Origin of the sequence: Streptomyces sp. NPDC020490, from assembly GCF_044335305.1 — a bacterium.
In the GTDB taxonomy this organism is placed as follows: domain Bacteria; phylum Actinomycetota; class Actinomycetes; order Streptomycetales; family Streptomycetaceae; genus Streptomyces.
The window spans coordinates 1-26602 of the sequence record NZ_JBIRUY010000061.1; the positions used below are offsets into that span (position 1 = coordinate 1).

General features: G+C 68.9%; 14 protein-coding genes and 2 pseudogenes. 9 read left to right on the plus strand and 7 right to left on the minus strand.

The annotated features are described in order from the left end of the window. The first annotated feature begins 82 nt into the window (after nucleotides 1-82). Entirely contained in the window at nucleotides 83-1534 is a 1452-nt protein-coding gene (locus ACH4ZX_RS38435; RefSeq protein ID WP_398283285.1) for a UvrD-helicase domain-containing protein, read from the plus strand. 93 nt (nucleotides 1535-1627) lie between these two features. Here ACH4ZX_RS38435 and ACH4ZX_RS38440 read toward each other — a convergent pair. The 5 genes and pseudogenes from ACH4ZX_RS38440 to ACH4ZX_RS38460 all read right to left on the minus strand — a co-directional run. Continuing rightward, nucleotides 1628-1723: pseudogene (locus ACH4ZX_RS38440) on the minus strand (DNA-binding response regulator); the annotation flags it as partial. A 400-nt stretch (nucleotides 1724-2123) separates the two neighbouring features. Then, nucleotides 2124-2642, minus strand: coding sequence for a hypothetical protein (locus ACH4ZX_RS38445; RefSeq protein ID WP_398283259.1), 519 nt, complete (start codon nucleotides 2640-2642; stop codon nucleotides 2124-2126). Nucleotides 2643-2937: 295 nt separating this feature from the next. Beyond that, nucleotides 2938-3405 (minus strand): hypothetical protein, encoded by a 468-nt coding sequence (locus tag ACH4ZX_RS38450; protein WP_398283261.1) that lies wholly within the window; start codon nucleotides 3403-3405, stop codon nucleotides 2938-2940. A 21-nt stretch (nucleotides 3406-3426) separates the two neighbouring features. Then, nucleotides 3427-3723: a hypothetical protein gene (locus tag ACH4ZX_RS38455; RefSeq protein WP_398283263.1), complete on the minus strand. Its 297-nt coding sequence runs from the start codon at nucleotides 3721-3723 to the stop codon at nucleotides 3427-3429. 44 nt (nucleotides 3724-3767) lie between these two features. Next, nucleotides 3768-4466, minus strand: a complete 699-nt coding sequence (locus ACH4ZX_RS38460) for a hypothetical protein (protein WP_398283265.1) — start codon at nucleotides 4464-4466, stop codon at nucleotides 3768-3770. A 70-nt stretch (nucleotides 4467-4536) separates the two neighbouring features. On the opposite strand from ACH4ZX_RS38460, the pseudogene ACH4ZX_RS38465 reads away from it, so the two are divergent. The 8 genes and pseudogenes from ACH4ZX_RS38465 to ACH4ZX_RS38500 all read left to right on the plus strand — a co-directional run. After that, a pseudogene (locus ACH4ZX_RS38465) lies at nucleotides 4537-4644 on the plus strand (transposase); the annotation flags it as partial. Nucleotides 4645-5067: 423 nt separating this feature from the next. Next, entirely contained in the window at nucleotides 5068-9774 is a 4707-nt protein-coding gene (pglW, locus tag ACH4ZX_RS38470; RefSeq protein ID WP_398283267.1) for a BREX system serine/threonine kinase PglW, read from the plus strand. Beyond that, entirely contained in the window at nucleotides 9771-13451 is a 3681-nt protein-coding gene (pglX, locus tag ACH4ZX_RS38475; protein WP_398283269.1) for a BREX-2 system adenine-specific DNA-methyltransferase PglX, read from the plus strand. Before pglW ends, pglX begins: the two co-directional genes overlap by 4 nt. 5 nt (nucleotides 13452-13456) lie before the next feature. After that, complete coding sequence (locus tag ACH4ZX_RS38480) at nucleotides 13457-17362, plus strand: phage resistance protein (RefSeq protein WP_398283271.1); 3906 nt, start codon at nucleotides 13457-13459, stop codon at nucleotides 17360-17362. Continuing rightward, on the plus strand, nucleotides 17359-20223 hold the full coding sequence (gene pglZ, locus ACH4ZX_RS38485) for a BREX-2 system phosphatase PglZ (RefSeq protein ID WP_398283273.1): 2865 nt from the start codon (nucleotides 17359-17361) through the stop codon (nucleotides 20221-20223). The genes ACH4ZX_RS38480 and pglZ overlap by 4 nt, the downstream gene beginning before the upstream one ends. 69 nt (nucleotides 20224-20292) lie before the next feature. Further along, nucleotides 20293-21654 (plus strand): BREX system ATP-binding protein BrxD, encoded by a 1362-nt coding sequence (gene brxD, locus ACH4ZX_RS38490; protein ID WP_398283275.1) that lies wholly within the window; start codon nucleotides 20293-20295, stop codon nucleotides 21652-21654. 2 nt (nucleotides 21655-21656) lie between these two features. Further along, nucleotides 21657-23813 (plus strand): DEAD/DEAH box helicase, encoded by a 2157-nt coding sequence (locus ACH4ZX_RS38495; protein WP_398283277.1) that lies wholly within the window; start codon nucleotides 21657-21659, stop codon nucleotides 23811-23813. Nucleotides 23814-23931: 118 nt separating this feature from the next. Then, on the plus strand, nucleotides 23932-24936 hold the full coding sequence (locus ACH4ZX_RS38500) for a hypothetical protein (protein WP_398283279.1): 1005 nt from the start codon (nucleotides 23932-23934) through the stop codon (nucleotides 24934-24936). A gap of 61 nt (nucleotides 24937-24997) precedes the next feature. On the opposite strand, the gene ACH4ZX_RS38505 is transcribed toward ACH4ZX_RS38500, so the two are convergent. Both ACH4ZX_RS38505 and ACH4ZX_RS38510 read right to left on the minus strand, forming a co-directional pair. Next, the gene (locus ACH4ZX_RS38505; protein ID WP_398283281.1) at nucleotides 24998-25633 is read right to left on the minus strand and encodes a hypothetical protein; all 636 of its coding nucleotides are present in this window, start codon (nucleotides 25631-25633) and stop codon (nucleotides 24998-25000) included. Further along, nucleotides 25630-26361 carry an AAA family ATPase gene (locus ACH4ZX_RS38510; protein ID WP_398283283.1) on the minus strand — a complete coding sequence of 244 codons (732 nt, stop codon included), beginning with the start codon at nucleotides 26359-26361 and terminating at the stop codon, nucleotides 25630-25632. Before ACH4ZX_RS38510 ends, ACH4ZX_RS38505 begins: the two co-directional genes overlap by 4 nt. Between the last annotated feature and the right edge of the window lie 241 nt (nucleotides 26362-26602).

Sequence of the window (26602 nt, forward strand, 5' to 3'; positions counted from 1 at the left end):
CCACCCGCGCCATCCGCGACCAACCCGAACGGGCCCTCCCCATCCTGGGCATCACCTACAAGCCCGACCTCAACGGAACTTGATCAAGCCCTGCGCCATCGATACCTTCCGTGACGGCCACCACTTGGTGTTGCAGGCCGGCGCTGGAACAGGCAAAACGAGCACACTGGGCATGCTTGCCGCGAGTACCGCACGTCGTGGCCGCTACCTTGCGTTCAACAAGGACATCGCCAACGACGCCGCCAGCCGATTCCCGCGCTCCGTCCTGTGCAAGACCGCGCATGCCACGGCCTACGCGGCAGTCGGCTACCGTTTCGCTCGCCGTCTCAACAGCCCTCGACGGCCTGCCTGGCGGATCGGGCAGGCTCTCGGCATCAGATCCCCCGTCCGTATCGGTGTTCACGAGATCAGTCCCAGGGTCCAGTCCCAGACCGTGTTGAGCGCGGTCGCCCGTTTCTGCCAATCCGCCGACAGGTTGCCGGCACCGCACCATGTACCGATGCTGCGGAGGCTCGGAGCACCGGACGAACGAGCTCAACTTGCTGAGGCCGTCATGCCGTTCGTAGAGAAGGCATGGAAAGATCTGCAGAATCCCGAGGATGGCGCGGTCCGATTCGATCACGACCACTACCTGAAGCTATGGGCCCTGACCGAACCGAAGATCGAGGCCGACTTCCTTCTCCTCGACGAGGCCCAGGACACCAACCCCGTCCTTGAACAGGTGTTCGCCGCCCAACGCGGTCATGCTCAGCTGGTAATGGTTGGTGACTCAGCCCAGGCCATCTACGGGTGGCGCGGTGCCCGGGACGTGATGACGGGCTTCGACGCCACCCACCTCACTCTGACGCGTTCCTTCCGATTCGGCCCCCTCCTCGCCGAACAGGCCAACCAGTGGCTTGCGCTTACGGACGCGCCGATCCGGCTGACTGGTACCGACACGATCCCCACGAAAGTCGGTCTGGTCACTTCTCCGGATGCGGTGCTGTGCCGAACCAACATCGGCGCAATGACCGAAGTCATGCGGCAGCTGGGTTCCGGACGTCGGGTGGCTCTGAGCCGAGGCGGGCAGACGCTGAGCACACTGGCGCTCGCCGCACGTGACCTTAAGGAGGGCCGCCGTACGGGCCACCCTGAACTCGTGCTCTTCGCTTCCTGGGGTGAGCTGCAGGACTATGCGGAGCATGATCCCGCAGGGCGAGACCTTCAACCGTTCGTTGAACTTGTCGACACCCACGGACCCGAAGCCATCATTGCCGCCGTCGACGCACTGATCGACGAAACCAAGGCCGAGGTCACCGTTTCCACAGCCCACAAGGCAAAAGGCAGGGAGTGGCCCAAGGTCAGAATCGCAGACGACTTCCCCCCACCGCCGGACAGCAACCAGCAGGACGACAGCGGTCGCCCGATTCCGGAACCCGTGAGCGATACGGACGCCCGGCTCGCCTATGTGGCCGTCACTCGCGCCCGGCGCCACCTGGATCTCGGCGGACTCGAATGGATCGAGACTTATCCGACTGCTGCCAATGGCGTGTGACCAAGCCGATCAGCTCGAGGCACGCACGACCGACGATTTGATAATCGCTCTGCGTGCGGTGCGGGCGGCGAGCAGATTCTTGCTGCACGTGGGTCAGCCGTGAGGGTGCGGCTTGACCAGGCCGCTCCAGTACGCGATGACGACGGGCTGGGCGCAGTCGCGGGCGTTCAGTTTGGTCATGGCGTGGCGGGAAGCGCGCGAGCCGCGGGTTCTGGTGTGGGCCAAGCGCTGAACCCGCGCGTCCTCGCCGGGTTGAAGACGGGAACGAGGACGGGTTCGTCTATGTCGGCAGGGGATGATGCTGTGAGAGCCGTGGAGATCGGCGGCGTGCGGCGGCGGTGGCTGTTCAGGGTGCAATGCGCGCGGCGGCCACGGGGACGGTGACCAAGAGGGCGAAGAGTGGATGTCAACTGTCCGGCGGAACGGCGAACGGTGCGAGGGCTGCCACTGTAGGTGCGGGTGGCCGGCCGGGATTGACATCGAGGGTTTTAACTAGTGCAGCGTAGCCTTAGTATCTGCTGGCCACGCCCAGTGACCACGGCGCGCGACGGCCCGGTCACCCTCACACGTTGCCGTGCCGTCTGAAGCGCTACGCCTTATCCCCGAGGTCGTCCGGGTCGTCGTCGATGTCCTCGATAAGTCTGGGGCCGCGACCGTTGTTCTCATGCACACGGCGCTCCCAGGCGGCGCGGAAGGCAGGCAGGTACTCCTCATCGAGGTAGTAGCCAGCCGTCTTCGACCAACCCTTCTGCGGGTCCGGCGTCGTCGGGCGCACCGGGTTCGGGATGTCCGGAGACCACCAACCCTCCTTCGCACCCCGCTTGATGGCCTTCGTCAGAGCAGCTGACGGCCCGCGAAGCGAGTTCTGCCCCCACTTCTCGCGATAGGCGTAGGCGTCCAGCCAGCCGTCTCCCTGCACCAGCTGGCTCATGAACAGCTGTACGCGGGTGTTGGTGTGGCGCAGCAGCCGGTATGCGCGGTCGGCCGTCCATACGGTGTCCGGCGCTTCTTGCGTGGCGACCGTTACGCCCTCGGCTCCGGCGAACATCGCCAGCACCTCGCGGGCAAAATCCTCGGTCGCGTCCTGCACGTGGATGGTCAGGTCCATCCGCCCCCCTCAGAGAAACAACCACAGAATGGCCTCGATTCGGCCTGACTGACAGTGTGGCACGTGGCACCGTGTCAGACAATCTCGATTCTAAGGTTATTCAAGCTCAATCATCCGGGACCGGACGTCGAACGCACCGCCAGGCAGCCACAGAGCTGTATGTCTGGTCTGAGTCGTTCGGTTCGCTCCAGGAGCAGACCGATGCCGAAGCCCGCGCCCGGCGAGCGGACCGCGTCCGTCGGCGCCGCGGCCCGGGCAAGCAGCACGACAGGGGCTGGCCCTGACGACGCCGCGGTCAGCGGGCGCGGTTCCACCACTCGGCGGCATTCAGCACCAGTACCTTTTTCTCCAGAGCCTTGGCCGCCGTGCCGCTCTCGGTGACGGCCCAACTGACATGAAGATCCGCCCAAGCCAGCGCGGCCTTACCCCACTCGGTCGCCCGCCTGGGCCGCCCGCTCTCAACCTCCGCCAGCCGCTCGCGAAGCCACTGGGGGTCGGCCAGCGCCCGGTCGAAGACCGCCTCTCCGAGCCCGGAGGCCAGCGCCTTGCCGCTGGTGTAGCGCCGCAGCCGCCCGCGCAGACCTTCTCCCTGGCGTTCGCCTGCCATACCGACATAGACGAGCGGGCCAGCCGCGCCCTGCCTGGCGAGGTAGACGCCCGGCATCTGCGGCACTTCCGCGCCGGCCAAGGGAACCCACTCTGACCACGGGGCTAGGTTGAGAACTTCCTGGCTGATCCCCTCGACGTCCACGGGCTCGGGCATGAGCAGTCCTCTCGCAGACGTTCAGTGTTCGGCGCACATGCAGAACAAGCCGCCGCAGGTGTAGCAGTGCGGGCGCCCGACGCACCGGCATGACTGCCCGCAGTTCACGGGGTCGGTGTGCAACTTCACCTCGTCCGGGTTGCTGGGGTCGTACGCGGCGCGGCAGTCCCGGCAGGCAACCTGCCCCGGTGGGAGGTCCTCAGCAACTGGTGTCCGGGGCAGCTCCGCGGCGGGCGACTGCCCGGGGTCTCGCAGCGCATCCGGGTCCTCGTCCTCGAAGAGGCGAAACACCTCGATGCGGCTCCACTCGTCGGACATGGTCACATCCTCCCAGACGGCGGGCGGCCGCCGCCGCGGTGCCTTCAGTAGTCCATGGCGGACCGCATCTCGGCCTCGTACTCGGCGTAGTACTCGGCTTGGTTCTCCGCATGCGCGTCGAGGACACCTGAGCAGCCGGCGTACAGCATCCAAGCGGCATCATGAAGACGCCGGACGTCCGCGTCGAAGTCGACTCTCTGCTGGTTCGGCCGCGCCCGCACCAACCCCTGTCCCTTGCCGCCCTTAACCGTGCTGTATCGGAAGGTCTGCCCGTTCTCGTCGAGCTGGTGCAGCCAGTCCAGGGTGTCTTGAGTGGGCGGGTCGATCCGGTCGTTCGGGGGCGGCATCAGCCGGCTGAGGTACTGGTTCAGGCGGTCCGTCAGGTGCGCGATCACGTGGGACCTCGCCAGGAAGTTGTCGAGCTCGCCGGGCGGCACCGACACTCCGTCGCGACGCAGGCAAGCCGCGGCTGACCGGATGTTCCACTTCAGGGAGAGTTCGATGGCGTGCCGGTACTGGTAGTAGATCGGCACGGGCAAAGCGTCGTTCGTGCCGGTGCGGATCCAGTGGCTCGCCAGGATGGCACCTGCCTCCAGGTAACCGAGAGCCAGGTCGAGATCGTCCTCGTGGGCACCTCCGAGGACAGCGATGCTGTTCCACTCTGACCGGCGCGGAGGCAGCCGGGTCATATCAAGCGGGTCATCCCCCGCGGCGTCCACGTCATCCACAAGCGCATCGTCCATAGAGCCATGGTGGTGGTCCGGGCACCCGACACGCCCCGCATTTTCGACTCCTGTGTACTTCCCGCAGGGGTCTGACCACAAGGAGCAGGGCAGCATGATCCGCCGCTACATCGTCTGGCGAAACCGCCATGCCGATGATCAACGGCTACGAGCAGTGGTCGACAGGGCGAACGTTGCCTGGTGCGGCACTAGTAAACCCCACCCGGAGCAAGGTCAAAAGGAGCGCCGTAAAAAGCGGTCTGGTGGACGTTCAAGGGCTGCCCGCCCGAGTCCGCGGGTAGACCGCATGAGGCCGGCGGCAACGTCGGCCCAATACGGATGGCCGTCTCCCCGGCTGCCGCGAGGCCACTGGGTGACAGAATCCGGCGTACAGACTGACTCGTCTGTCGCTCAGACCCCCCGGACCAGGGAACGTGCGGGGCAGGTGGCCTTTTGGTCGGAGCAAGGGGAGGCCCCCGCCCCCAGTGGTCCGCGTTCGTCCGGTACGCGGTCTGCTACGTCAGGTAATGGCATCTCGCCCGAGTGTGCGGCAGGGATACGATGTCCCGCGGTCACCAGCGTGGTCGCACCGTTGACGGGGTGGCGAGGTTAGCGAGGAGCGATGGAGAAGGACCGGTGGACGACCGTCACCGAGTCTGAATACGGGCACGAGAAGCGGGGCCTGGAGTCGATCCGCAAGCAGCTCCCCGACGGCAAGCCGTGGCGAGCCTGGTCGAACTTCACCTTCACTGCCAATTCGGGTCATCCTCGCGAATGTGACCTCCTGATCGTCGCTCCCGGCGGTGTGTGGCTGGTCGAGCTCAAGGACTGGGTCGGACGCCTCTCGGCCCCGTACGGCACCTGGGTGCAGACGAAGGGCAATGGCGAAGAGGTCGACCACGGCAACCCGCTGCACCTGCTGAACAGGAAGGCTGCTCAGATGTCGGGGCTGCTGGAGCGGGCGGCAGGGCCCAAGGCTCCCAAGGTGTGGATCCGGGAAGCCGTCTGCTTCACCAATCCCAAGCTGCGCGTGGAGCTGCCGCAGCACGAGCGGCAGAACGTGTTCACCATCGCCGAGCTGATCAAGGAGCTGAACCGGCCGCCGCGTGACGAACGGTTCAAGATCAACGAGGGTCGTTCGGACAACATCGCCAAGTGGCTCAAGAAGGCCGGTATCCGTCCGAGCGAGGCCGAGAAGTGGGTCGGCGCCTACCGCCTGGACAAGGAGATCGCCTCCGGCCCGACCTGGGTGGACTATGTCGGCCACCACAAGGAGCTGTACGAGACCGTCCGCGTGCGCGTCTACCTGCGCGAGCGGGGCTCGACCGACGAGGCGCGCGAGTCCGTGGAGCGGGCGGCGCGCCGCGAGGCGGCCGTGCTCAGCCGCTTCAAGCACCCGGGGGCCGCGAAGTACAAGACATTCGAACCGGCGGGCCACCCCGCCGGGCCCGCCCTGCTCTTCGAGCACGACATGAGGGCGATGCGCCTGGACGAGTACATCCGCCGCCACGGGGACGGGCTCACGATCCAGGCCCGCCTGGGACTGGTGCGGCAGCTCGCCGAGACGATCCGTTCGGCGCACGCCGGTCTGCTCCATCACCGAGCCCTCGCCGCCCGTTCGATCGACGTGATCCCGGGCCCGCGCAAGCTCGGCGAGGAAGAGGCGTGGCTCCGTCCGCGTCTGGAGATCGCCGACTGGCAGGTGGCCAGCGCCCGCAGCTTCGGTTCGAGCAGCGGGGCGCGCGCTGCCGCGGCTCTCGCCCCGACGGCGCTGTCCGCCACGCACGTGGCCGAGGGAGCCGGGCCGTATCTGGCGCCGGAGCTGACCGCCACCCGGCCCGACCCGGTGCTGCTGGACGTGTACGGCCTGGGCACGCTCGCCTATCTGCTGGTCACCGGCCGCCCTCCGGCATCCAGCCAGGCCGAGGTCCTGGCGATGCTGCGCGACGGTGACGGCCTGACGCCGTCGGCCGTGGTCGACGGCCTGACGGACGACGTCGACCTGCTGGTGCACGCTGCCACGGCCTACAAGCCCTACCAGCGGATGTCCTCCGTCGACGAGTTTCTCGAACTCCTCACCGACGCCGAGGAGTCGGTGGGCATCCGGCATGTGCAGCCGACCGAGCCCATGCCCCCCGCCGCCGCGGCCGGATCTGCCGAGGCCCAGGCCGAGCCCGAGCCGCAGGAAGAGCCCGATCCGCTGGAGGCCGAGCCCGGCGACGTACTGGGCGGCGGTCGCTGGCAGGTCCGCCGGCGCCTCGGCACGGGCTCCACCTCGCGGGCCTTCCTGGTCCGGGATCTGCGCGCGGAGGAGTTCCGGACCCGGCCGCTCGCCGTCCTCAAGGTGGCCGTCGCGGACCGCAGCGCGTCCATCCTCGACGGCGAGGCGCAGGTGATGCGCCGGATGCGCGCCGACTCCCGCGTGATCAACCTGGTCGTGGACGAGCCGCTGCGGCTGGGCGAGCGCACCGTGCTCGCCGTCGAGTACGTCGGTGACGAGAAGGCGGAACTCGCCGACGACGACGGCGCGACCGGCAAGATCCGCGCCCGCGAGGAGACCCTCGCCCGCTGGCTCCGCGAGCTCGGCGCCATGGGCACGGAGTCCCTGGAGAAGTACGGCGACCAGCTCTTCGGCGCCGTCGACTTCCTCCATGGCGAGGGCGTGTGGCACCGGGACATCAAGCCCGACAACATCGCCATCCGCAAGCGCCCCAACGGCACCCGCGAACTGGTCCTGATCGACTTCTCCCTCGCCTCCTACCCGGCCAGCGAGACCGGGGTCGGCACTCGGGGGTACATGGACCCCTTCGTCGGCGGCCCGGTGAACAGGCGGGCGGTCTACGACGACCAGGCCGAGTGGTACTCCCTCGCGGTCACCCTGCACCAGATGGCCTCCGGCGAGCTGCCCCGCTGGGGAGACGGCTCGGTCACACCCGAAATGACCGACCCCGAGGAGATGCCGCACCCGGAGATCGCCAAGGACGCGTTCGACGACCCGGTGCGCAAGGGCCTGTGGCGGTTCTTCCGCAAGGCCCTGCACCGGGACGCCGGTAAGCGGTTCGCCACGCTCAAGGACATGCACGACGCGTGGAAGAAGGTCTTCCTTGACGCGTCCCAGCAGGCCGTGCCCTCGTCGCACGACAAGGGACACGGCCTCGACGAAGCGGTTGACTCCGAGGCCGTGCGCGACGAGCGGGCCGCCGCCGCCCAGCTCGACACCCACCTGTCCCTGTCGGGCCTGACCGCCGCCGCCGAGTCCTTCCTCTACGGCCTGGGGATCACCGAGGTCGGGCAGCTGCTGGACCGCAGCGAGCGCGATCTGATCAACAAGCCGGGCCTGGGCGCCAAGACCCTCGCCGACATCCAGCGCCGTGTCCGGGAATGGCGGCGCCGGCTGCGCGCCGCGGACCTCAACCCGCTCACCGGGGAGGGCCGCAAGGCGGCCAAGGCCGAACTGGACGCGGCGAAGGCCGAGTCGGGCTTGGAACGCAAGCTCAGCGACCACCTGGGCCTGGCTTCGAGCGACCGCTCCGCCCTGCGGCGGGTCTCCCTCGACGCGCTCGCCACCCGTCTGGTGCCCGAGCTGGTGCCCGGCCAGCGGGGCCCGGTGGGCAGCAACGAGACCCGGGTCGCCGTGGCCCGCGCGCTGCTGCGCCTGCCCGACGACGACGGGCGGCTGCCACACCTGCCAGGCTGGCCCACACAGACGGACGTGGCCAAGTTCCTCGACATGACCCAGGGCGGGGTCAACCCGCACATCCTGGGCCTGCGGGAGAAGTGGCGTGAGGAGCAGGTCCTGCGGGAGCTGCGCGTCGAGGTCCTGGAGATCCTGGAGCAGTCCGGCCGCCTGGCCTCCGCCGGCGAGATCGCCGATGCGTTGATCCTGCGCCGCGGCACCGACCTGCCCGAGCTCTACCAGCGCCGCGCCCTCGCCCTGGCCGCCGTACGAGCCGTCGTGGAGATGGAGGAACGCGCCGCCACCCCGGCCTTCCTGCACCGCATGAGCCGCCAGGCCACCGACGACGCCCTGCGCCCCGGCCTGCTCGCCCTGCACGCCCGGGAAGGCATCGACAGCCCTGACACCCCCTCCGCGCCCGGTCTGCTCGACTACGCGATCAGGCTGGGCAGGCGCGCCGACCGGCTCGTCCAGGCCGAGACCCTGCCGACGGCCGCGGCCGTGCTGGCCGACCTGACCCGGGTGGAGCCGCCTGAGGGCACCCTGGACTGGGACGAGCGGAGGATCGTCGACGTCGCCGCGGCGGCCTCACAGGATGCGGCGGTCTCCTCCCGCCTGGAGCTGTACCCGCGCGGCCTCGGCCTGGTGCGGGCACTGCGCCTCACCCAGGCCGGCATCGTCAAAATCATCCCCGGGTTGCCGGACGACGAGCAGCCGGGCCTGACGGTAGCCGCCGTACACGAGCGGGTCCGCTCCCGCTTCCCCGAACTGCGGACGGGGGCGGGCGAGGACGGACACGGACTTCCCACGGATGCCCCGCTCACCGATGCTCTGCGCGAGGCAGGCTTCCCGCTCGTCCTGCGCACTCACAAGGACGGGCGGCACCAGCGTTACCTCCCGGAGGGCCTGGAAAACGCCAGCCACTTCCGCTCCGGGCTGGACGGCACGTCCACCGGAACCGCCTCCGCCGCCGCCTGGTCGGAGGATGCCGACCTCGCGGCGAGGGCCCGCGCCGAGGACCGCCTGCTGGCCGCGGGACGGGGCGACGGCTACCGCGTGCTGACCGTCCGCAGTGGCCTGGCCGAGCGGGCGGTGCGTCACTTGACCGACACGCGGTTCGGTGGCGGAGCGGTCGCGGTCTCGGCCACCGCGCTGTTCCTGCGGCACCTTCACGACGAGCAGGAGACGAAGGCGGCCGCGAACCCGAAGAGGCTGCCGCGCTGGGAGACGCTCCTCAAGGCCGACGCTGCGGAGGCGGGGTCCACGGCAGCCGTGAACTTCGCCCGGTTCGCGCGGAACGCATGCGACCGCATGCGGGAGGAGATCAGCGCGTTGCTGTGCCAGGGCGAGGATCCGCGCCCGCTGCTGCTGACGGACGCGGCTGTCTTCGCCCGCTACGAGTACGTCGGCGGGCTGGATGAACTCGCCCGGCAGGCACGGGAGGGCGAGGCCAAGCGGCCCTTGTGGCTGCTGGTTCCGCAGGGCGATCCTGGTCGCGCACCGGTCCTGGGCAGGGCAGTGGGACCCGATGGCGTACGGGACGTCTACGCCGCCTACCAGGAGCCGCTGGGGGAGTGGATCCCGTTGCCGGAGTCGTGGGTTCGGCAACCCCACCGCGCACAGACCGAAAGCATTGAGGAGAACGCCCGATGATCGACCGCAAGGCCCTGCTGGACGACCTCAAGCCGCAGGTCGCTGCAGCCAAGAAGGACCTTGAGCGGCAGGTCGACGAGCGTCCCGAAGTGGGTGAGCGGTACGGGATCGAGTACCAGCAGGCTCGTGAGCTCGGCCGTACGGCGGCGTCGAGGAAGGCCTGGCTCGACGAGCAGCTCACGCAGGTGGCCGTGGCGTGGGTGCTGGCCACCGTGTTCGTACGGTTCTGTGAGGACAACAGGCTGATCGACGAGCCGTACCTGACGTCGCCGGACATCGACCGGCGGGAGCTGGCGCAGGCGCGGTACGACGAGTACAAGTCGGCGGCGGACGACCCCACTTGGCGTGGCTGGCTTCTCAAGGCGTTCGCGGAGATCGGGGCAGGGCAGGCTGGGCAACTTCTCTTTGATGAGCGGCACAATCCGCTGTATCAGGTGCCGCTGTCGCATGAGGGGGCGGGTGCGCTGGTCGCCTTCTGGGGGCGGCGGAGGGAGGACGGCACGCTCGTTCATGACTTCACGGATCCGTTGCACGAAGACGACGAGGACGGCACTCAGGGGTGGGACACGCGCTTTCTCGGTGACCTGTACCAGGACCTGAGTGAGGACGCGCAGAAGCGGTATGCGCTGCTGCAGACGCCGGAATTTGTGGAGGAGTTCATCCTTGACCGGACGATGACGCCCGCGTTGCGCGAGTACGGCTTCAAGGACCTGAAGATGATCGACCCCACGTGCGGGTCGGGGCACTTCGTGCTGGGCGCGTTCAAGCGGCTGGTGGAGGAGTGGGCGCACAAGGCCCCGACGGTGGATGTTCACGAGCGGGTGCGGGCCGCGCTCGACTCCGTGCATGGCGTGGACATCAACCCGTTCGCGGTGGCCATTGCGCGGTTCCGTCTGCTGGTTGCGGCCATGGCTGCCGCGAATGTGCGGACGATGAGCAAGGCGGCGCGGTACGAGTGGCCGGTCCACCTGGCGGTGGGCGACTCACTCATCAAGTCCCGTCAGTTGGAGCTCACGCTGGACGGGAAGGAGGCGGAGGATCCGCTGGCCTCGTTCGCGTATCGCACGGAGGACTGGCTGGAGCACCCGGACATTCTAAAGCCGGGGCGGTATCACGTGGTTGTGGGGAATCCGCCTTACATCACCGTGAAGGACAAGGAGCTCAACCAGCGGTACCGAGAGATGTACAAGGAGGTGTGTCACAAGGAGTACGCGCTCACCGTGCCATTCGCGCAGCGGTTCTTTGAGCTCTCCAGGAACGGCGACCCTGAGACTGGTCTTGGGTATGGCATGGTCGGGCAGATCACCTCCAATTCCTTCATTAAGCGTGAGTTCGGTGTGCATCTGATTCAGGGGTACTTCGGGCATCAGGTTGAGCTGACGGAAGTCATCGACACTTCTGGTGTCTATATTCCGGGGCATGGCACGCCCACGGTTATCCTCATCGGTCGGCGACGGGGTGGTCGGCACCGGACGCCGACGGTGCGTACGGTGCGGTCGGTGCAGGGGGAGCCGGGCGTTCCCGAGGAGGCGGCCAAGGGGCACGTGTGGTCGGCGATCGTCGAGCAGATCGACAAGCCTGGCAGTGCGGGTAAGTGGATTTCCGTCGATGACCTTGATCGGAAACGGTACTTCGCCAAGCATCCGTGGGTGCTTGCCGACGGGGGACGGGAAGTCCTGAATCTTCTGCCAGGCTCCAAGGAATCGTCCTTGAAAAGCAGGGTAGGAATCATCGGGCGTACGACTAACAGCGGATCAGACGACTCGTTCTTTGTGGACGGGGACGCGACGACCCGTCGACTGGGGCTAGCGGACAAGTTTCGTGACATCGTTACGGGCACCGAAGTGCGGGACTATGTCATCTTCCCTACCTCGAAGATTGCCAACCCGTATACGGACAACGCAAACTCATTGCCGGTCGGGGAAGATGATCGACTGGTGAGTCGTTTTCTCTGGCCGAACCGGACCCTCCTGGCGAAGCGCATTATCTTTGGTAGGAAGATCACGGAGCGTTTTCCCTGGTATGTGCATCTGGAGAGCTACTCGAAGAGGCTGAGAGATTCGCTGGCAATTACATTTGCGGAGGTCGCGACTCATAATCACTTTGTGCTGGATCGCAGCGGGAAGCTATTTAATCAGACTGCGCCTGCTATCAAGTTGCGGGAAGGGGCGACGGAGGGCGCGTATCTGCAATTGCTTGGGGTGCTCAACAGTTCTATGGCTTCCTTCTGGCTCAAGATGGTGTGCCATAGAAAGGGGGGGAGTGGAGTTGGAAGGGGTATTCAAAGTGAACCGTGGGAAGAGCGCTATCAATTCAATACCAGTAATCTAGAGGATTTTCCGCTGCCTCCTACCTCTCCCACCTCCCTCGCCGTCGCTCTCGATCGCCTCGCCCAAGAACTGGCAGCCAACAGTCCTGCGACCGTAGCCGCTACTGATACTCCCTCTGCGACCACTCTTCGCAAGGCCCACTCCCGTTACACCCACCTCCGAGCCCGCATGATCGCCCTCCAAGAAGAACTGGACTGGCAGGTCTACGCCCTCTACAACCTCCTCGACGACGACCTCCGCCCCGCCCCCCGCGACGGCGACGAGTTCGCCGACGTGCCCGAACTCGCCCTCGGCCAGCGCGCCTTCGAGATCGTGTTGGCGCGCAAGGTCAAGGCCGGCGAGGCGTCCGACGAGTGGTTCCGGCGTCACGGCTCCACGCCCATCACGGAGATCCCGGCCGAGTGGCCCGCCCCCTACCGGGAGATCGTCCAGAAGCGCATCGACGCGATCGAGTCGAACCGCCAGATCGGCATGGTGGAGCGACCGGAGTACAAGCGGCGCTGGGCCACCGAGGGCTGGGACGCGCTCCAGGAGAAGGCGCTGCGCTCCTGGTTGCTCAACCGCATGGAGGACCGCGCCCTCTGGTTCGACGCGGAGGGCAGCCCGCTGATCCGCACCCTCAACCAGCTGGTGCACGACCTCGAACAGGACGAGGACTTCGTCGCGGTCGCCGAGCTCTTCGCGCCGGGACAGGAATTCGCGAAAACGGTCGCCGCTCTCCTGTCCACCGAGCACGTACCGGCCGTCGCCGCCCTCCGTTACAAGCCCTCCGGCCTGGACAAGCGCACCGACTGGGAGCGGGCCTGGGAAGAGCAGCGCAGGGAGGACGCCGAGCAGGACTTCATCGCCAAGAAGAAGATCCGCGACGCGATCCCGGTGCCACGGCCTTACACCAGCGCGGACTTCCTCCGCAGCTCCTACTGGAGCCTGCGCGGCAAGCTGGACGTGCCCAAGGAGCGCTTCATCTCCTACGGCACCGAGAACGTCCAGTCCCCGCCCCTCTACGGCTGGGCCGGCTGGGACCACCTTCAGCAGGCCGAGGCGCTGATCGGTCACCTCCACGCCCATGGGCACGAGATGTCGGACGAGGAGTGGCCGCCGCTGCTCGCTGCCCTCCTCGAACTGCAGCTGTGGCTGGACCAGTGGCATGGCGAGATCGACCCGGTGTACGGCACCTCGCCCGCCGCCGACGCCCTTGCGCAGCGCCGCTCCCTTCAGGGTGACCGTCACCTCACCGACGAGGACCTGAAGGCGTGGCGTCCGTCCCCCGCCCGTCGCGGACGCGGGGCGAGCGCGAAGACAGCCAAGAGCACCAAGAGCACGACGAAGACCACGAAGGAGTCCTGACACCGATGGCCGCCCCTGCGCGACAGAGCACGGCACCGCTGCTCAAGGACCTGATGGACCTCCCGGTGTCCGTCTCCACGTCTTCCTACGTGCTCAAGCTGTCGGAGGCGGTCACCGAAGAGGGGGCCCGGAAGGCCCTGGACGACTACGTCGTCACCGGGGAGCTGCTGCGGAACTTCCGCGACGCCCTCAACATGATCTCGACCGCGCTGGAGACGCAGAGCTCCAAGGCGGCGTATCTGCACGGCTCGTTCGGTGCCGGTAAGTCGCACTTCATGGCCGTACTGCATGCGCTGCTGTCCAACAGCGAAGCGGCCCGGGCCCGGCAGGAGTTCGACCCGCTGTACCAGGAGTTCGACTGGCTGCGGACGGGCGGCAAGAACTTCCTGCTCGTCCCGTACCACATGCTGAACGCCGAGAGCCTGGAGCACCGAGTGCTGGGCGGCTACGTCGAGTGGGTGGCCAAGGTCCGGCCCGGCTGCTCCACCCCCCGCGTCTACCGCACCGACGCCCTCTTCGACCAACTCCGGGATCTGAAGCGGGACTTCGGGGACGAGCAGTTCCTCGCCCAGCTCAACGCGGGTGCCTCGGGGGAGGTCGACGAGTGGGGCAACCCCGCCGCGTTCTGGACCGCTGAGCGGCTCGAAACCGCGCTGAATGCGGCCGAGGTCCACGACAAGAACGTGCGGCTCGACGTGCAGAACCCCACCACGCCGGCGGAGCTGCGCGCGCGTCTCACCGAGGACGCGTTGCAGACCGTGGCCCGCGGGTACGCCAGGATCGCGGCGCAGGCGGACGGGTTCATTCCGCTCGACGAGGGCCTTTCCGTGATTGCCGAGCATGCCAAGTCCCTCGGCTACGACGGGCTGGTGCTCTTCCTCGACGAGCTGATGCTGTGGCTCACGATGATGATGCAGGAGGAGAAGCAGGTTCTGCGCGAGTCCGCGAAGTTCACCAACTTCGTGGAGGGCGGCGACAGTCGGCGCGCCATCCCGATCATCTCCTTCATCGCCCGCCAGCGCGACCTGCGGGAGATCACCGGTGAGGAGATGCACGGCACCGGTGAGGCGGCCATGCAGCAGAACCTCAACTACGCCTCCGGCCGCTTCGACTCCATCAAGCTGGAGGACCGCAACCTGCCGGAGATCGCCCACGAGCGGCTGCTCAGGCCGCGCTCGGACGAGGCCCGGCAGGAGATCCAGGCCGGGCTCGACCGGCTGCTGGCCGCCAACCCCGGTGCGGTGCGCGACACCTGGCTCGGTGACGACAAGGCTCTGGTGGGTGCGGGCGAGGAGCCGCTGCGCAAGGCGTACCCGTTCACGCCCGCGTTCATGGACGCGCTGGTCAAAATCTCCTCGGCGCTGCAGCGCAACCGTACCGGTATGAAGCTGATGGGCGAGATCCTCGCCGACCAGCGCAACCGGCTGCGCCTGGGTGACCTGGTGTGCCTCGGTGACCTGTACCCCTACCTGGGCAAGGGCGGCAACAAGCCCTTCCAGGACGCGACCCGGGTGGTGTTCGAGTCGGCCGAGCGGCTCTACAACACCAAACTGCGGCCGTACCTGATGACCACCCATGACGTCAGCGAGGAGGAGATCGACGCCTACGCGCGAGACCCCGACTCCGTGCCTGCCGAGAGGCGGCCGTCGCTGGAGGCGTTCACCGGGGACGACCGGATCATGCGCACCCTCCTGCTGTCCGCGCTGGCTCCCGGGGCGGTGTCCTTGCAGAACCTCACCGTGGAGCGGCTCCTCGCCCTGAACCACGGCTCGATCAAGAGCCGGTTCAAGGGGGGCGCGGTCCAGGCCCTGGACGGCAAGCTGCAGCAGTGGGCGGGCAAGTTCGCCGAGATCAAGGTCAGCGGTTCCGGCGCCCAGGCCTCCGTGCTGCTCGAACTGACCGACATCGACCTCGACTCGATCCTCGCCAACGCCAACACCTACACCCAGACCCGCTTCCAGCGTGACCTCGCCGAACGGATCCTCCGCCGGCTGCTCGGCACCACCCCGCGCACGGGCTACGACGAGCTCGCCCTCGTGTGGAAGGGATCGCCCCGCACGCTCGAGGTGAACTTCGCGAACGTCCGCGACAAGGACCGGGTCGGCGACGAGCAGCTCAAGCCCGCCACCGACGGGCTGTGGCGGATCGTCGTCGACTACCCGTTCGACGACGGCAACTACGGGCCGCGCGAGGACGCCATGCGCATCGAGGGCCTGCGGGCGCAGGCCGGCCCCGACGGTCCCGCCCGTACCCTCGCCTGGCTGCCCACCCACCTGTCCCAGCAGGCGCGCGACAGCTTCCGGCGGCTCACCGTCATCGACAGCGTCCTCTCCGACGAGGACCGCTTCCACGGAACCTTCGCCAAGCACCTCAGCCAGGACAAGCGGGTACGCGCCTGGCAGCTGCTCGAAGCCCAGCGCGACACCCTGACGCGGGAGGCGGAGAAGGCGTTCAAGCAGGCGTACGGACTGGCCGACAAGAAGGAGACCGAGGTCCAGCTGGGCTTCGAGGACCACCTCGACCCCGTGCATCCGGTACCCGGCCTGTCCCTTCCCATCGGCGCCTCCTTCGAGAAGGCCGTCCGGCTCATCGCTGCCCGTCTGCTGGAATGCCAGTTCCCGGCCCACCCGCAGCTCGATCCGGAGAACACCGGCAGGGCGATCACCACGTCCGACGCGAAGAAGGTGTACGAGCTGGTGCGGCGGGCCGCGCTCGCCCGCGACCGGCGGGTGGAGGTGCCCTCCGGTGAGCGCAAACTGATGACGCGGCTGGCGCAGCCCCTGCTGCTGGGCACCATGGGTGAGGCGTACTTCGAACTGTCCTCGCACTGGACGGACTTCTTCGACGACCAGGCCCGCGCCGACGACCTGCCCGCGGGCGACGACCTGACGTACGTACGCCTGGCGGACTGGCTCGACCGGCCCGAGCCGCGCGGGCTGCACGAAACGGCCCGGCAGCTCGTGATCGCCGGGTTCGCCGAGATCGCCGACCGGGTGTGGGTGCGGGGCGGTGCCGTCCAGGACGTCTCGCTCGCCTTCGCGGCTCGTGCCGGAGACGCCCTGCGCACCCAGCCCCGGCCCTCGGAGCCCGACTGGGAGGAGGCACTCGACCGCTATGAGTCCCTCTTCGGGGAGAAGCCCAAGTCCCGGCTCTACCGCGGGCAGATCATCAACCAGTTCGCCACGGCGGTGCGCGAGCAGGCGCGGGCGTGCGACGAGGCCGCCGGTGAGCTGGTGCGCCGACTGGAGGACGCCCAGGGGAAGCTGGGCCTCGACGAGTCGGACCCGGCCGGGCGGCTCGCTCTCGCCCGCCGGTCCCTGGCTCTGGTCAAGCAGCTCATCGACACCGCCGAGGCCGGCTCGGCCGCAGCCCGCCGCACGGTCGAGACCCTCGCGGGATTCGACCTGCGAGGTGTCTCGCCCCTGCGCTACGGCACCTCGCTCGCTCAGGCCCGCAAGGTCGCCTCGGCGCTGGCCGAGGCCAACGCCGACTGGGACACCCTGGAGCTCGCCGAGGGCCTCGGACCGGAGGGCCACTCCATCCTGGAGCGGCTGAAGGCCGCCGCCCGCAGCGACCAGCAGACGGCCGACCTGGCGGGAGCCCTGGAGAGGGCCCGACGCGAGGTGATCGCCCTGCTGAAGGCACGCCAGACACCGCCCACCCCGCCCGAGCCGCAGCAGCCTCCCGGTCCCGTCGGCCCCGACGACATCTCCCTCAAGGGGGACGACGCCGAGCCGTCCGTGCCGTCCACCCACACGGCCACCCCGGGTTCCGGCGGTGTGCGGCGGGCCGGTGGCGGGCGTACCAAGGCCCGTGCCGCCGCGGCCCAGTTCGCCGCCGAGATCCAGGCCCTCGCCGAGGCACAGCCCGACGCCGAGATCGAGATCACCTGGCGGATGGTGGGCGAGTGACCACCGCGACCACAGCCGCCGGCCTGGCCCGGCTCACGCCCGCGCTGCTCGTCCAGTACCTGTCCGCCCGACCCGGACTGGACGGGCGTACCCGTGCCGTCGTCCTGCTCCGCGCCCAGCCCGAGTGGGACGGACCCGACACGCTCACCTACGGCGGCGGGCAGCGGGCCGCCGTCGCCGCCGCTCCCTCACCGCTCGCCGTGCACGAGCAGATCCTCGGCCATCTCCACAGTGCCGGGGACGGGTCCGGCCCCCGTGTTCTCGTCGTACTCACCGACTGCGAGGAGGCCACGCTCGACCCCGGTCTTCTCGCTCGCGTGTGGCACAACGGCGTCCGCAGCGTGGACAACTGGGAAGTCGTACGCACCTCCTTCGGGGCCGGTGCCGTGGACCACCGGCTGCAGGTCTCCGACGGAGGCTGGGCCGCCGAGGCCCTGCTGGAGGCGGCACCGCTCGACCGCTGGCCGAAGATCGCGGGCGGCACGCTCACCCGCGACCACGCCCTCGCCCAGCTCGCCCAGCGGCGCCTCGGCCTCGGCCGGTACGCCGACGCGGCGGACGAAACACAAGACGTCGCGGACGACCGCATCGGCCTCACGGCTCTGCTGCGGTGGGCCGTGCGGCCCGGAGCCGCCGAACGGTTCCTCGCCCTGCGCGACGCCGAACGCGACGGCCTGGCCGGGTTCCTCTGCGAGAAGGGCCAGGCCGGACCGGCCGCCACCATCCTCTTCGGCCTCATCAGCGAGGGGCACGGCACCGACGCACTCGCCTACGGTCTGGTCGCCGCCGCGCTGTGGAGCCACACCGCTTCTCCCGGCCCCGAGGTATATCGGGCCCGTGGCCGGGCCGAGCTGTGGGCGGGCGGCCAGGGGGGCGTCCTCTCGCCCGAGGAGTCCGACGTGCGCTTCGCCCAGTACGGCACGGTGGCCGAAGCGACGGTGGACACGCTCGTCGCCCGCGAGGACCGGCGTGTGCTCACCCCGCTGCTGCAGCGCGCCGACGTTCTCGCCCGCCAGTTCGGGGCCGAACAGGCCGCGGCGGTAAGTCTGTTCCTCCCCATCAGCTTCGAGGCGCGCGCGGCCGATGCCGGCGCCGCCCTGGCCACCGGCGATCCCGACCGCATCGCTCAGGCCGTGGGCGCGTGGGGCGAACACCGGCACGCGGGTCGCCCGGAGGGCCGCGCCCGCGTCGAGCGCGCCCGCATGGCACAGCGGCTCGCCGCCTGGCTGACCGGTCCAACAGAGCAGCCGCAGTCCGTGGAGGACTGGTTGAGGTTGCAGATCACCGACACCGCCTGGGCCGACCTCGCCCTCGACCGCATAGAGGCGGGAGGCGAGGACGTTCCCGCCCTGCGGGACGCGTACGACCGGCTCGGGGAGCAGGTCCGCGAACGCAGGCGCGAGATGGACCAGGCCTTCGCGCAGCGGCTCGCAGCCTTCACGGAGGGCGGTGGCGCACCCGGTGACCTGCTCACCGTCGAGGACTTCCTCGACCGCGTCGCCGCCCCCGCGGCCAGAGGCAAGGACCGGCGCCGCCTGCTGATCGTCGTCGTCGACGGCATGACCTCCGCCATCGCCGCCGAGCTCGGGCAGGAGCTGCGCGAGCGCTTCAGCGAGTACGACCCGTTCCCGGAGCCGACGGGAGGCCCGCGGCGCCGTGCTGTGGCTGCCGCACTGCCCAGCGTCACCGCCGTAAGCCGAACGAGCCTGTTCGCCGGGCGGCTGCTGCGCGGCGCGCAGGCCGACGAGAAGCGGCTGTTCCGCCAGCACCCGTTCGCCGGTCCGGGGCGCGCGGCGGCCGTCTTCCACAAGGACGACCTGCGCGCCGAGCGCACCGGCAGCCCCTTCAGCGCACCACTGGAGGCCGCTCTGCACGACGGGCGCACCCACGTCGCGGTGGTCCTGAACACCATCGACGACCGGCTCGCCAAGGAACAGCGCCTGGGCGCGACCCGATGGTCCGTCAACGAGATCGGCTTCCTCGGCGAGCTCCTCGACACCGCCGCCGCCGAGGGCATGGCCGTCCTGCTCCTCTCCGACCACGGGCATGTCGTCGACCGGCGCGACCGCCGTGTCTCCGTGCCCGAAGCGGCGGACCGCTACCGCCCGTACACCGAGGGAGAGCTGGACGAGCGGGAGATCCGGTTGCGTGGATCTCGTGTGGTCGCCCCCGAGCCTGGGGGAGCGGTCATCGCCCTGTGGGACGCCGACTCCCGCTACACCGGGCGCAAAGCCGGCTACCACGGCGGCGCGTCCCTCGCCGAGATCGCCATTCCGCTCCAGGCCTACCTGCCGTTCGGCGCCACGCCGCCCGAAGGATGGCGGGAACTCGGGGATCCCGCTCCCCAGTGGTGGTCGCTCGACCATGTGGCTGAAGCCCCTGCTGCCCCGGCTCCTGCCCCGGGCCCGGCCGCGGCGCCCGCTCCGGCACGTCGCCGCCCCCCGAAGTCGAAGCAGGTCACCCAGGAGGAGAGCCTGTTCGCCGAGCCCGCCGTTCAGGCCGTAACGGCCCCTGCCGCACCCGTCCGGCAGGCCGAACCCGCTGTGCCGTCCGATCCCCGTACCACGCTCGTGGACGCGCTGATGTCCTCGGAGATCTTCGAGGCACAGCTGAAGCTCGTCGGCCGCACGGTGGACCTGGACAAGGTGCGCGCAGCCGTACGGGAACTGCTCGCGTCGAGGACGTTGCCGCTCACGGCTCTGGCACAGCGTGCCGGGGAGCGGCCCGTGCGCGCTGCCGGGTTCGCCGCGGTACTGCGGCAGCTCCTCAACCACGACGGCGAACAGGTGCTGGAGATCCTGCCGGACAACCGTACGCTCCGGCTCAACGAGCCGTTGCTGAAAGCTCAGTTCGGCCTGTGAGAGGGGCGGTCGCGTCGGCCCGTTCGGAAGCGGAGCCGAGCGGGACAGTGACCGTGGGAAACTGGCAGAGTGAGTGAACAGCCCTCCTCCGCATCCTCCGCCTCCGGCGTCACGGTGTCGCCCGCGCGGCGGCGGGCCGTCGTCGACGCGCTGCGGCGCGGTGCCGTCCCCGACAGCGGTCTCGATCTCTTCGCCACGGGACTCGACCGGTTCGAGGCGGCCGTGGACGGCGAGCTCGACGCCGTGGCCGCGGGCGGATCCGCCTTCAAGGCCGTCCGTGGCGAGTACGGCAGCGGCAAGACCTTCTTCGCCCGCTGGCTCGGCGAACGTGCCAAGCGCCGCGGCTTCGCCGTCGCCGAGGTACAGGTGTCGGAGACCGAGACGCCCCTGCACCGGCTGGAGACCGTCTACCGCCGGGCCACCGAGCGCCTGGCTACCGCGAGCTTCCAGCCGTCGGCCCTGCGGCCCGTCGTCGACGCGTGGTTCTACGCGCTCGAAGAGGACGCCCTTGCCGCCGGCGCCGACGACTCCCGGTTGGAGCAGGCCGTCGCGAAGCTCCTCGACGACCGCCTTTCGGAGGTCTCCCGCGGTGCCCCCGGGTTCGCCGCCGCACTGCGCGGCTACCACTCCGCGCTGGGCGCGGACGACGAGGCCACCGCCGCGGCCGTTCTCGCTTGGCTCGGCGGCGAGCCACATGTGGCGGCCGCCGCCAAGCGCGCTGCGGGGGTCCGTGGCGACCTCGACCACTTCGGCGCCCTCGGTTTCCTTCAAGGGCTGCTGGCCGTTCTACGCGACAGCGGACACCCCGGGCTCCTTCTTGTCCTCGACGAGGTGGAAACCCTGCAGCGCGTGCGCTCCGACGCCCGGGACAAGGCGCTCAACGCCCTTCGGCAGCTGATCGACGAGGTCCACTCCGGCCGATTCCCCGGCCTCTACCTGGTGATCACCGGAACTCCCGCGTTCTACGACGGCCCGCAGGGCGTACAGCGTCTCGCGCCCCTGGCTCAACGCCTGGCCACCGACTTCTCCACGGACCCACGCTTCGACAACCCCAGGGCCGTGCAACTCCGTCTTCCCGGCTTCCAGCTGGAGACGCTGACCGAACTCGGCCGCAAGATCCGCGACCTGTACGCGACAGGCAGCACCGACCCGGAGCGGGTGCGATCCGTCGCCGACGACGCGTACGTGGCCGACCTGGCCCACGCCGTCGGCGGAGCCCTGGGCGGCAAGGTCGGCGTCGCCCCCCGCCTCTATCTGAAGAAGCTCGTCGGCGACGTCCTCGACCGCATCGACCAGTTCCCCGACTTCGATCCTCGCGTGTACTACCGCCTCACCGTCGACCGCACTGAACTCACCGACGCCGAGCGCCACGCCGCCACCCTCCCGGTTGTCCCCGCGGCCTCGGCCGACGAGGTGGAGCTCGACCTGTGAGCGTGAGCGGAGCAGCGGACGCCGACCCTGTCGACCGGCTCGATCCAGTCCTCCTCCACCACATCGTCAACACCCTCGGCTGGCCCGGCCTCAGGCCCCTGCAGTCCTCGGCGATCGGACCGCTCCTCGACGGCGAGGACGCCGTACTGCTGGCGCCGACGGCAGGCGGCAAGACCGAGGCCGCCGCATTCCCTCTCCTCACTGCCATGGCCCGGAACGGCTGGTCCGGCACCTCGGTTCTCTACCTCACGCCTCTGCGTGCCCTGCTCAACAACCTCCAGCCACGCCTGCACGCCTACGCCCAGTGGCTGGGACGCACGGCGGCGCTCTGGCACGGGGACACGGCTGAGGGCGAACGGCGGCGCCTGCGCCGTGAGCCACCGGACGTCCTCCTCACCACACCGGAGTCCCTCGAAGCACAGCTCATCAGCGTCAAGACCGATCACGCCCTGCTGCTCGGCGGGGTCCGGGCGGTCGTCGTGGACGAGGTGCACGCCTTCGCCGGGGACGACCGCGGCTGGCACCTGCTGGCGGTCCTGGAACGACTCCAGCGGCTTACTGGCCGGCGGTTGCAGCGCATCGGCCTGTCCGCCACGGTCGGCAACCCGAAGGAACTCCTCGCCTGGCTCCAAGGCTCAGGTCGCGGTCGAATGCCCGGCCAGGTCATTGCCCCTGGCGTCGACCTCGGCCCGACAGCCACGACGGCGGAACCTCAGCCGCATACATCTGAACCCCCGCTCGGTGAGATCGAGTTGGATTACGTCGGCTCGCTGCCGAACGCAGCCACCGTCATCTCCGCCCTCCACCGGGGCGAGAAGCGCCTCGTCTTCTGCGAGTCCCGTCGGCAGGTCGAAGAGCTCGGGCAGGCACTGCGGGCACGCGGCGTGACGGTCTTTCTCTCGCACTCGTCGCTCTCGGCAGCCGAGCGTCAACGCTCCGAGGAAGCCTTTGCGCAGGCACGCGACTGCGTGATCGTCGCCACCTCCACGCTCGAACTCGGCATCGATGTCGGCGACCTCGACCGGGTGATCCAGATCGACTCTCCCGCGACCGTCGCGTCCTTCCTGCAGCGCCTGGGCCGTACCGGACGCCGGTCCGACAGCACGCGCAACTGTCTCTTCCTTGCCACCTCCCACGACAGCCTCCTCCAGGCAGCCGGGCTGCTGACCCTGTGGGGCAGGCACTGGGTGGAGCCGGTCGCCGCACCACCGGGACCGCAACACCTCGTCGCCCAGCAGTTGCTCGCCGTCGCCCTCCAGCGCCACAAACTGCCCGCCGCGGACTGGCACGAGGAGTGGAACGGCCTCGCTCCCTTCGACGCATCCGCCCGGCCTGTCCTCGACCACCTCGTCACCGAAGGCTTCCTGGAACAGGACAGCGGCATCTACTTCATCGGCGAACAGGCCGAGAAGCGCTTCGGTCGGCGGCACTTCATGGACCTCACCGCGTCGTTCACCACACCGCCCCAGTTCACAGTCCTGCACGGACGTACAGAGATCGGGCACACGGATCCGGCTCTGCTGGTCGAGGAACACGAGGGGCCCCTGCGACTGCTGCTCGCCGGGCGCAGCTGGCACGTGACGTATGTGGACTGGCGTCGGCATCGGGTCTTCGTCGACGCCGCAGAGTCGGGCGGGGTGGCCAAGTGGCAGACCGGCACCGTCCGCGGCCTGTCGTACCGGCTTGCCCAGGCGATGCGCGAGGTCCTGCTCGGCACCGACCCCGCGGTCGGCCTCACCCGGCGCGCACAGGCCGGTCTCGTGGAACTACGGGAAACCGAAGGCCGGTTCGCTCACCCGGAGGCGACCTTGATCACCCGCAGCGGACGCGACGTACGGTGGTGGACCTGGGCCGGTTTCCGCGCGAACGCGACCCTCACGGCGTGGCTGGCCGGCGCGGTCGACCCGCTGCAACGGCCTGCGGACTCCTACGTCCGGCTCCGCCACGACCTGACCCGCGAGGAGTGGAACCAGGCGCGAAGCACGCCGCGGAGGGAGGAGCTCCCGCAGGTCTCTGCGGCCGCCGTACGTGGCCTCAAGTTCTCCGCAGCGCTCCCCGATGACCTCGCCGCCAGCGTGCTGGCCGCTCGCCTTGCCGACACGGATGGGGCCGATGCTGTGCTATCCCAACGTACGCGCTGGGAGAGTGAACCGGTCTGACAACGGCGCCGAACCTGGCACGCAGCACACCCAGTGACTGGATTGCGCCCTTTCGGTGCGCATCACCCCAGCTCACGCTGGTTCCACACCGTCGCGGGGCAGTGTGGAGGGGGCCGGCATGTCCGGACCGCTGTACGTGCCAGTCCTTCCAGTGCGCGCCCATGCCGTGGCAGCGATCAAGGGCCTGGCCCCAGGGATCCGTGATCGGGTGGCCCCGGTGTGGACGCTGCCGATCATCGTGGGCGAGGACGCCGGTCAGCTCGAAGTGGCGGTGGACAAGGAGCTGAGGCGCATCGCGAGCGTCCACAAGTACACGGCGGCATGGCTGGATGCGCCGTACGCTGCCCTCGATGAGGCCCCCTACGGACATCTGCTCCCTTTCTACTGGTCACACGCGGCGCTTCGACCCGTCACCGATCGGGCCCTTCCCCCGTCCCACCAGGCTGTGGCCATGGAGTGTGCCGGTGAGGGCGGTGGCGGCCTCGGAATCCGCATACGCTTGCCCGGCGGGGGGAACGACGAACTCGCCGAGCGCACAAGGGCGCTGCTGGCGCGAGTGGATCCCGACGTGGCCGTGGATCTCCTCCTCGACCTTCACACCGTCCTGCGCATCCACCCCGACGCGGCCAAGGAAGCACTGCGCGCACTCGACATGCTGGTTCCACTCGCCGTATGGCGCACGATCGCCCTGATGGCGGGCGGCTTCCCGGACGAGGTCGACAGGGTGCTCGACCGAGACCGGGGCGAGGCCGAGCGGGCGGACTGGGACACCTGGCACGAGTTACGGGCGAGTCGGCGATCCTACGCGCAGTTCGTCCGCTACGGCGACTACGGCATCCTCGCCGCACGCAACCTGGCGCGATCGGCGGACGATACCGACCGGTCTCCCTACGGATTACTGCGGTACACGACGGAACGCACCTTCCTGCTCGCAACGTTCTGGGCCGAGAAGCGGGAAGAGACAGGAGCCACCCGCGAGGCGGCTCGTTGGATCACCGGATTCCCCGACTTCCGTGGCTCGGGTGCGAGTACGGGCGACCGCTTGTACGAACAGTGCGCCCGCACCACGGACGCCAAGGGCACGTGCAAGGGTGGAACACCATGGGGAACATCCAGCACATGACCTATGTGGTCCGTTGCTTGTTCCGGTTGGCTGACTGACCGCGACGCGACGCCGCGAACTCTCAGAGGCCGCTCAGCGATTGCCGCAGATCGTGCGTGAACGCCTGCCAGGATGCGAGCTGCTGGACCGGCCCTTCGCGATCCAGCATCTGCAGCAGTCGTGCTCGATTCTCTGGGAAGCGCCTTTGGAGCTTCTCCAAGCGGCGCCCTTTCTCCTCGCTGGCAGTAGCGATTGCCTGCTTGAGGAGTGCCTTGGGATCTGGCACCGACTCGACCCGGGCCGGCTTTGGGAGGTCGAGTGCCACCTTGCCATTGGGGTTCCCCGCCACTTCGCGGATAGCCGCCTGGTTCAGAAGCAGCCAGGCTTCCAGCATCCGTACCGGGATAACGGGCACGTGTGCCAGGCCAGGGCTCACCTCATTGACCGCTTCGGCGATCTCACTGCGCCGCCGCTCCGGGGGGTTGCCGTCGGAGTCGCGGTGGATGATGACGAGGTCGTACACCTGCCCCTCGTCGCTGAGCCACTGTGCGGCGCGCAGCTTGTCTCTGACAGAGTGGCCCGGCTTGTGCGGGAGGCGGTTCAGATCGGGAGGCGTCACAAGGATCTCGCGGCCCATTTCTGCCCCGATCTCCTCGATGTGATCGCGCAGGCCAATGTCGCTGGACCCTTCACAGAGATAGAGGGCGTGAATAATCACGAGGTGCTCCCCGCGAGAGTCAGCCGGGCTTCTGGCGGAGATGTGAGGTAAGCGAGGATGTCAGCCTTCGTCCCGTAGCCCTTCTCGGCACCGCCCGCCCGCCAGGTGCTGGCGAGGGGCCGCAACCGCAGACCGCGTGCGGCCTTGCCCATACCCCGGGGGATGCTCGCGGTGTCGGCGATCAGCAGGTCGAAATCGTCCACGAGCTGGACGACACCCGGGGAGTGGGTGTTGATAAGGACTTGTCGGAAGGGGTTGTCCTCGTCCACCGGTACGGAAGGATCCACCGCCAAATCGCGCACCAGGTTCACCATGGCAGAGAGATTGGCCGGGTGAATGCCATTCTCCGGCTCCTCCATACACAGCAGCCCGTGCGCCTGTGGGTCCTCCAGCAGTACGCACAGGGCCAGGAAGCGCAGGGTTCCCTCCGACAGGCTGCGCGCCGGGAGTACCATTCCGTCGATCTCATGGAGCTTGATGGTCAGCAGCTCGCGTGTGTCGTCGGCTTCGACGTGCAGCGTCTTGACGTGCAGTCCGGACAGATCCGACAGGCGCCCCGCGACCCGGGAGTAGACCCGGGCGGGGTCGTCCGGGAACTTCTTCCGCGCGATCCGGTCCAGGCTCCGTGGCAGATGCAGGCCATCGGGCTGCATCTCGCTGGGATCGCGGTAGTTGTCGGACGTGCGCAGGGCTGAGGGTTCGAGGGCGAGCCGGCGCCACGACTGCATTTCCCGCCTGGCTGCCAGGATGGTTGGATCGTCGTTCAGATTGATGGTGGAGAGCAGGGTCTTGGCCGCGCGGCTTGCGGGTGCCGGACGTGGCTGCCCCTTGCGGCCGCCGTCGGCGTGAACGCGGATGACGGCGCCCGCCTCAAGAGCAGGGCTTGATCAAGTTCCGTTGAGGTCGGGCTTGTAGGTGATGCCCAGGATGGGGAGGGCCCGTTCGGGTTGGTCGCGGATGGCGCGGGTG

Excerpts from the sequence above, each read along its gene's own strand:
- ACH4ZX_RS38445 (WP_398283259.1), bottom strand. The coding sequence starts at position 2,642 with ATGGACCTGACCATCCACGTGCAGGACGCGACCGAGGATTTTGCCCGC.
- ACH4ZX_RS38450 (WP_398283261.1), bottom strand. The coding sequence starts at position 3,405 with ATGCCCGAGCCCGTGGACGTCGAGGGGATCAGCCAGGAAGTTCTCAAC.
- ACH4ZX_RS38455 (WP_398283263.1), bottom strand. The coding sequence starts at position 3,723 with ATGTCCGACGAGTGGAGCCGCATCGAGGTGTTTCGCCTCTTCGAGGAC.
- ACH4ZX_RS38460 (WP_398283265.1), bottom strand. The coding sequence starts at position 4,466 with ATGGACGATGCGCTTGTGGATGACGTGGACGCCGCGGGGGATGACCCG.
- pglW (WP_398283267.1), top strand. The coding sequence starts at position 5,068 with ATGGAGAAGGACCGGTGGACGACCGTCACCGAGTCTGAATACGGGCAC.
- pglX (WP_398283269.1), top strand. The coding sequence starts at position 9,771 with ATGATCGACCGCAAGGCCCTGCTGGACGACCTCAAGCCGCAGGTCGCT.
- ACH4ZX_RS38480 (WP_398283271.1), top strand. The coding sequence starts at position 13,457 with ATGGCCGCCCCTGCGCGACAGAGCACGGCACCGCTGCTCAAGGACCTG.
- ACH4ZX_RS38500 (WP_398283279.1), top strand. The coding sequence starts at position 23,932 with ATGTCCGGACCGCTGTACGTGCCAGTCCTTCCAGTGCGCGCCCATGCC.
- ACH4ZX_RS38510 (WP_398283283.1), bottom strand. The coding sequence starts at position 26,361 with ATGCAGTCGTGGCGCCGGCTCGCCCTCGAACCCTCAGCCCTGCGCACG.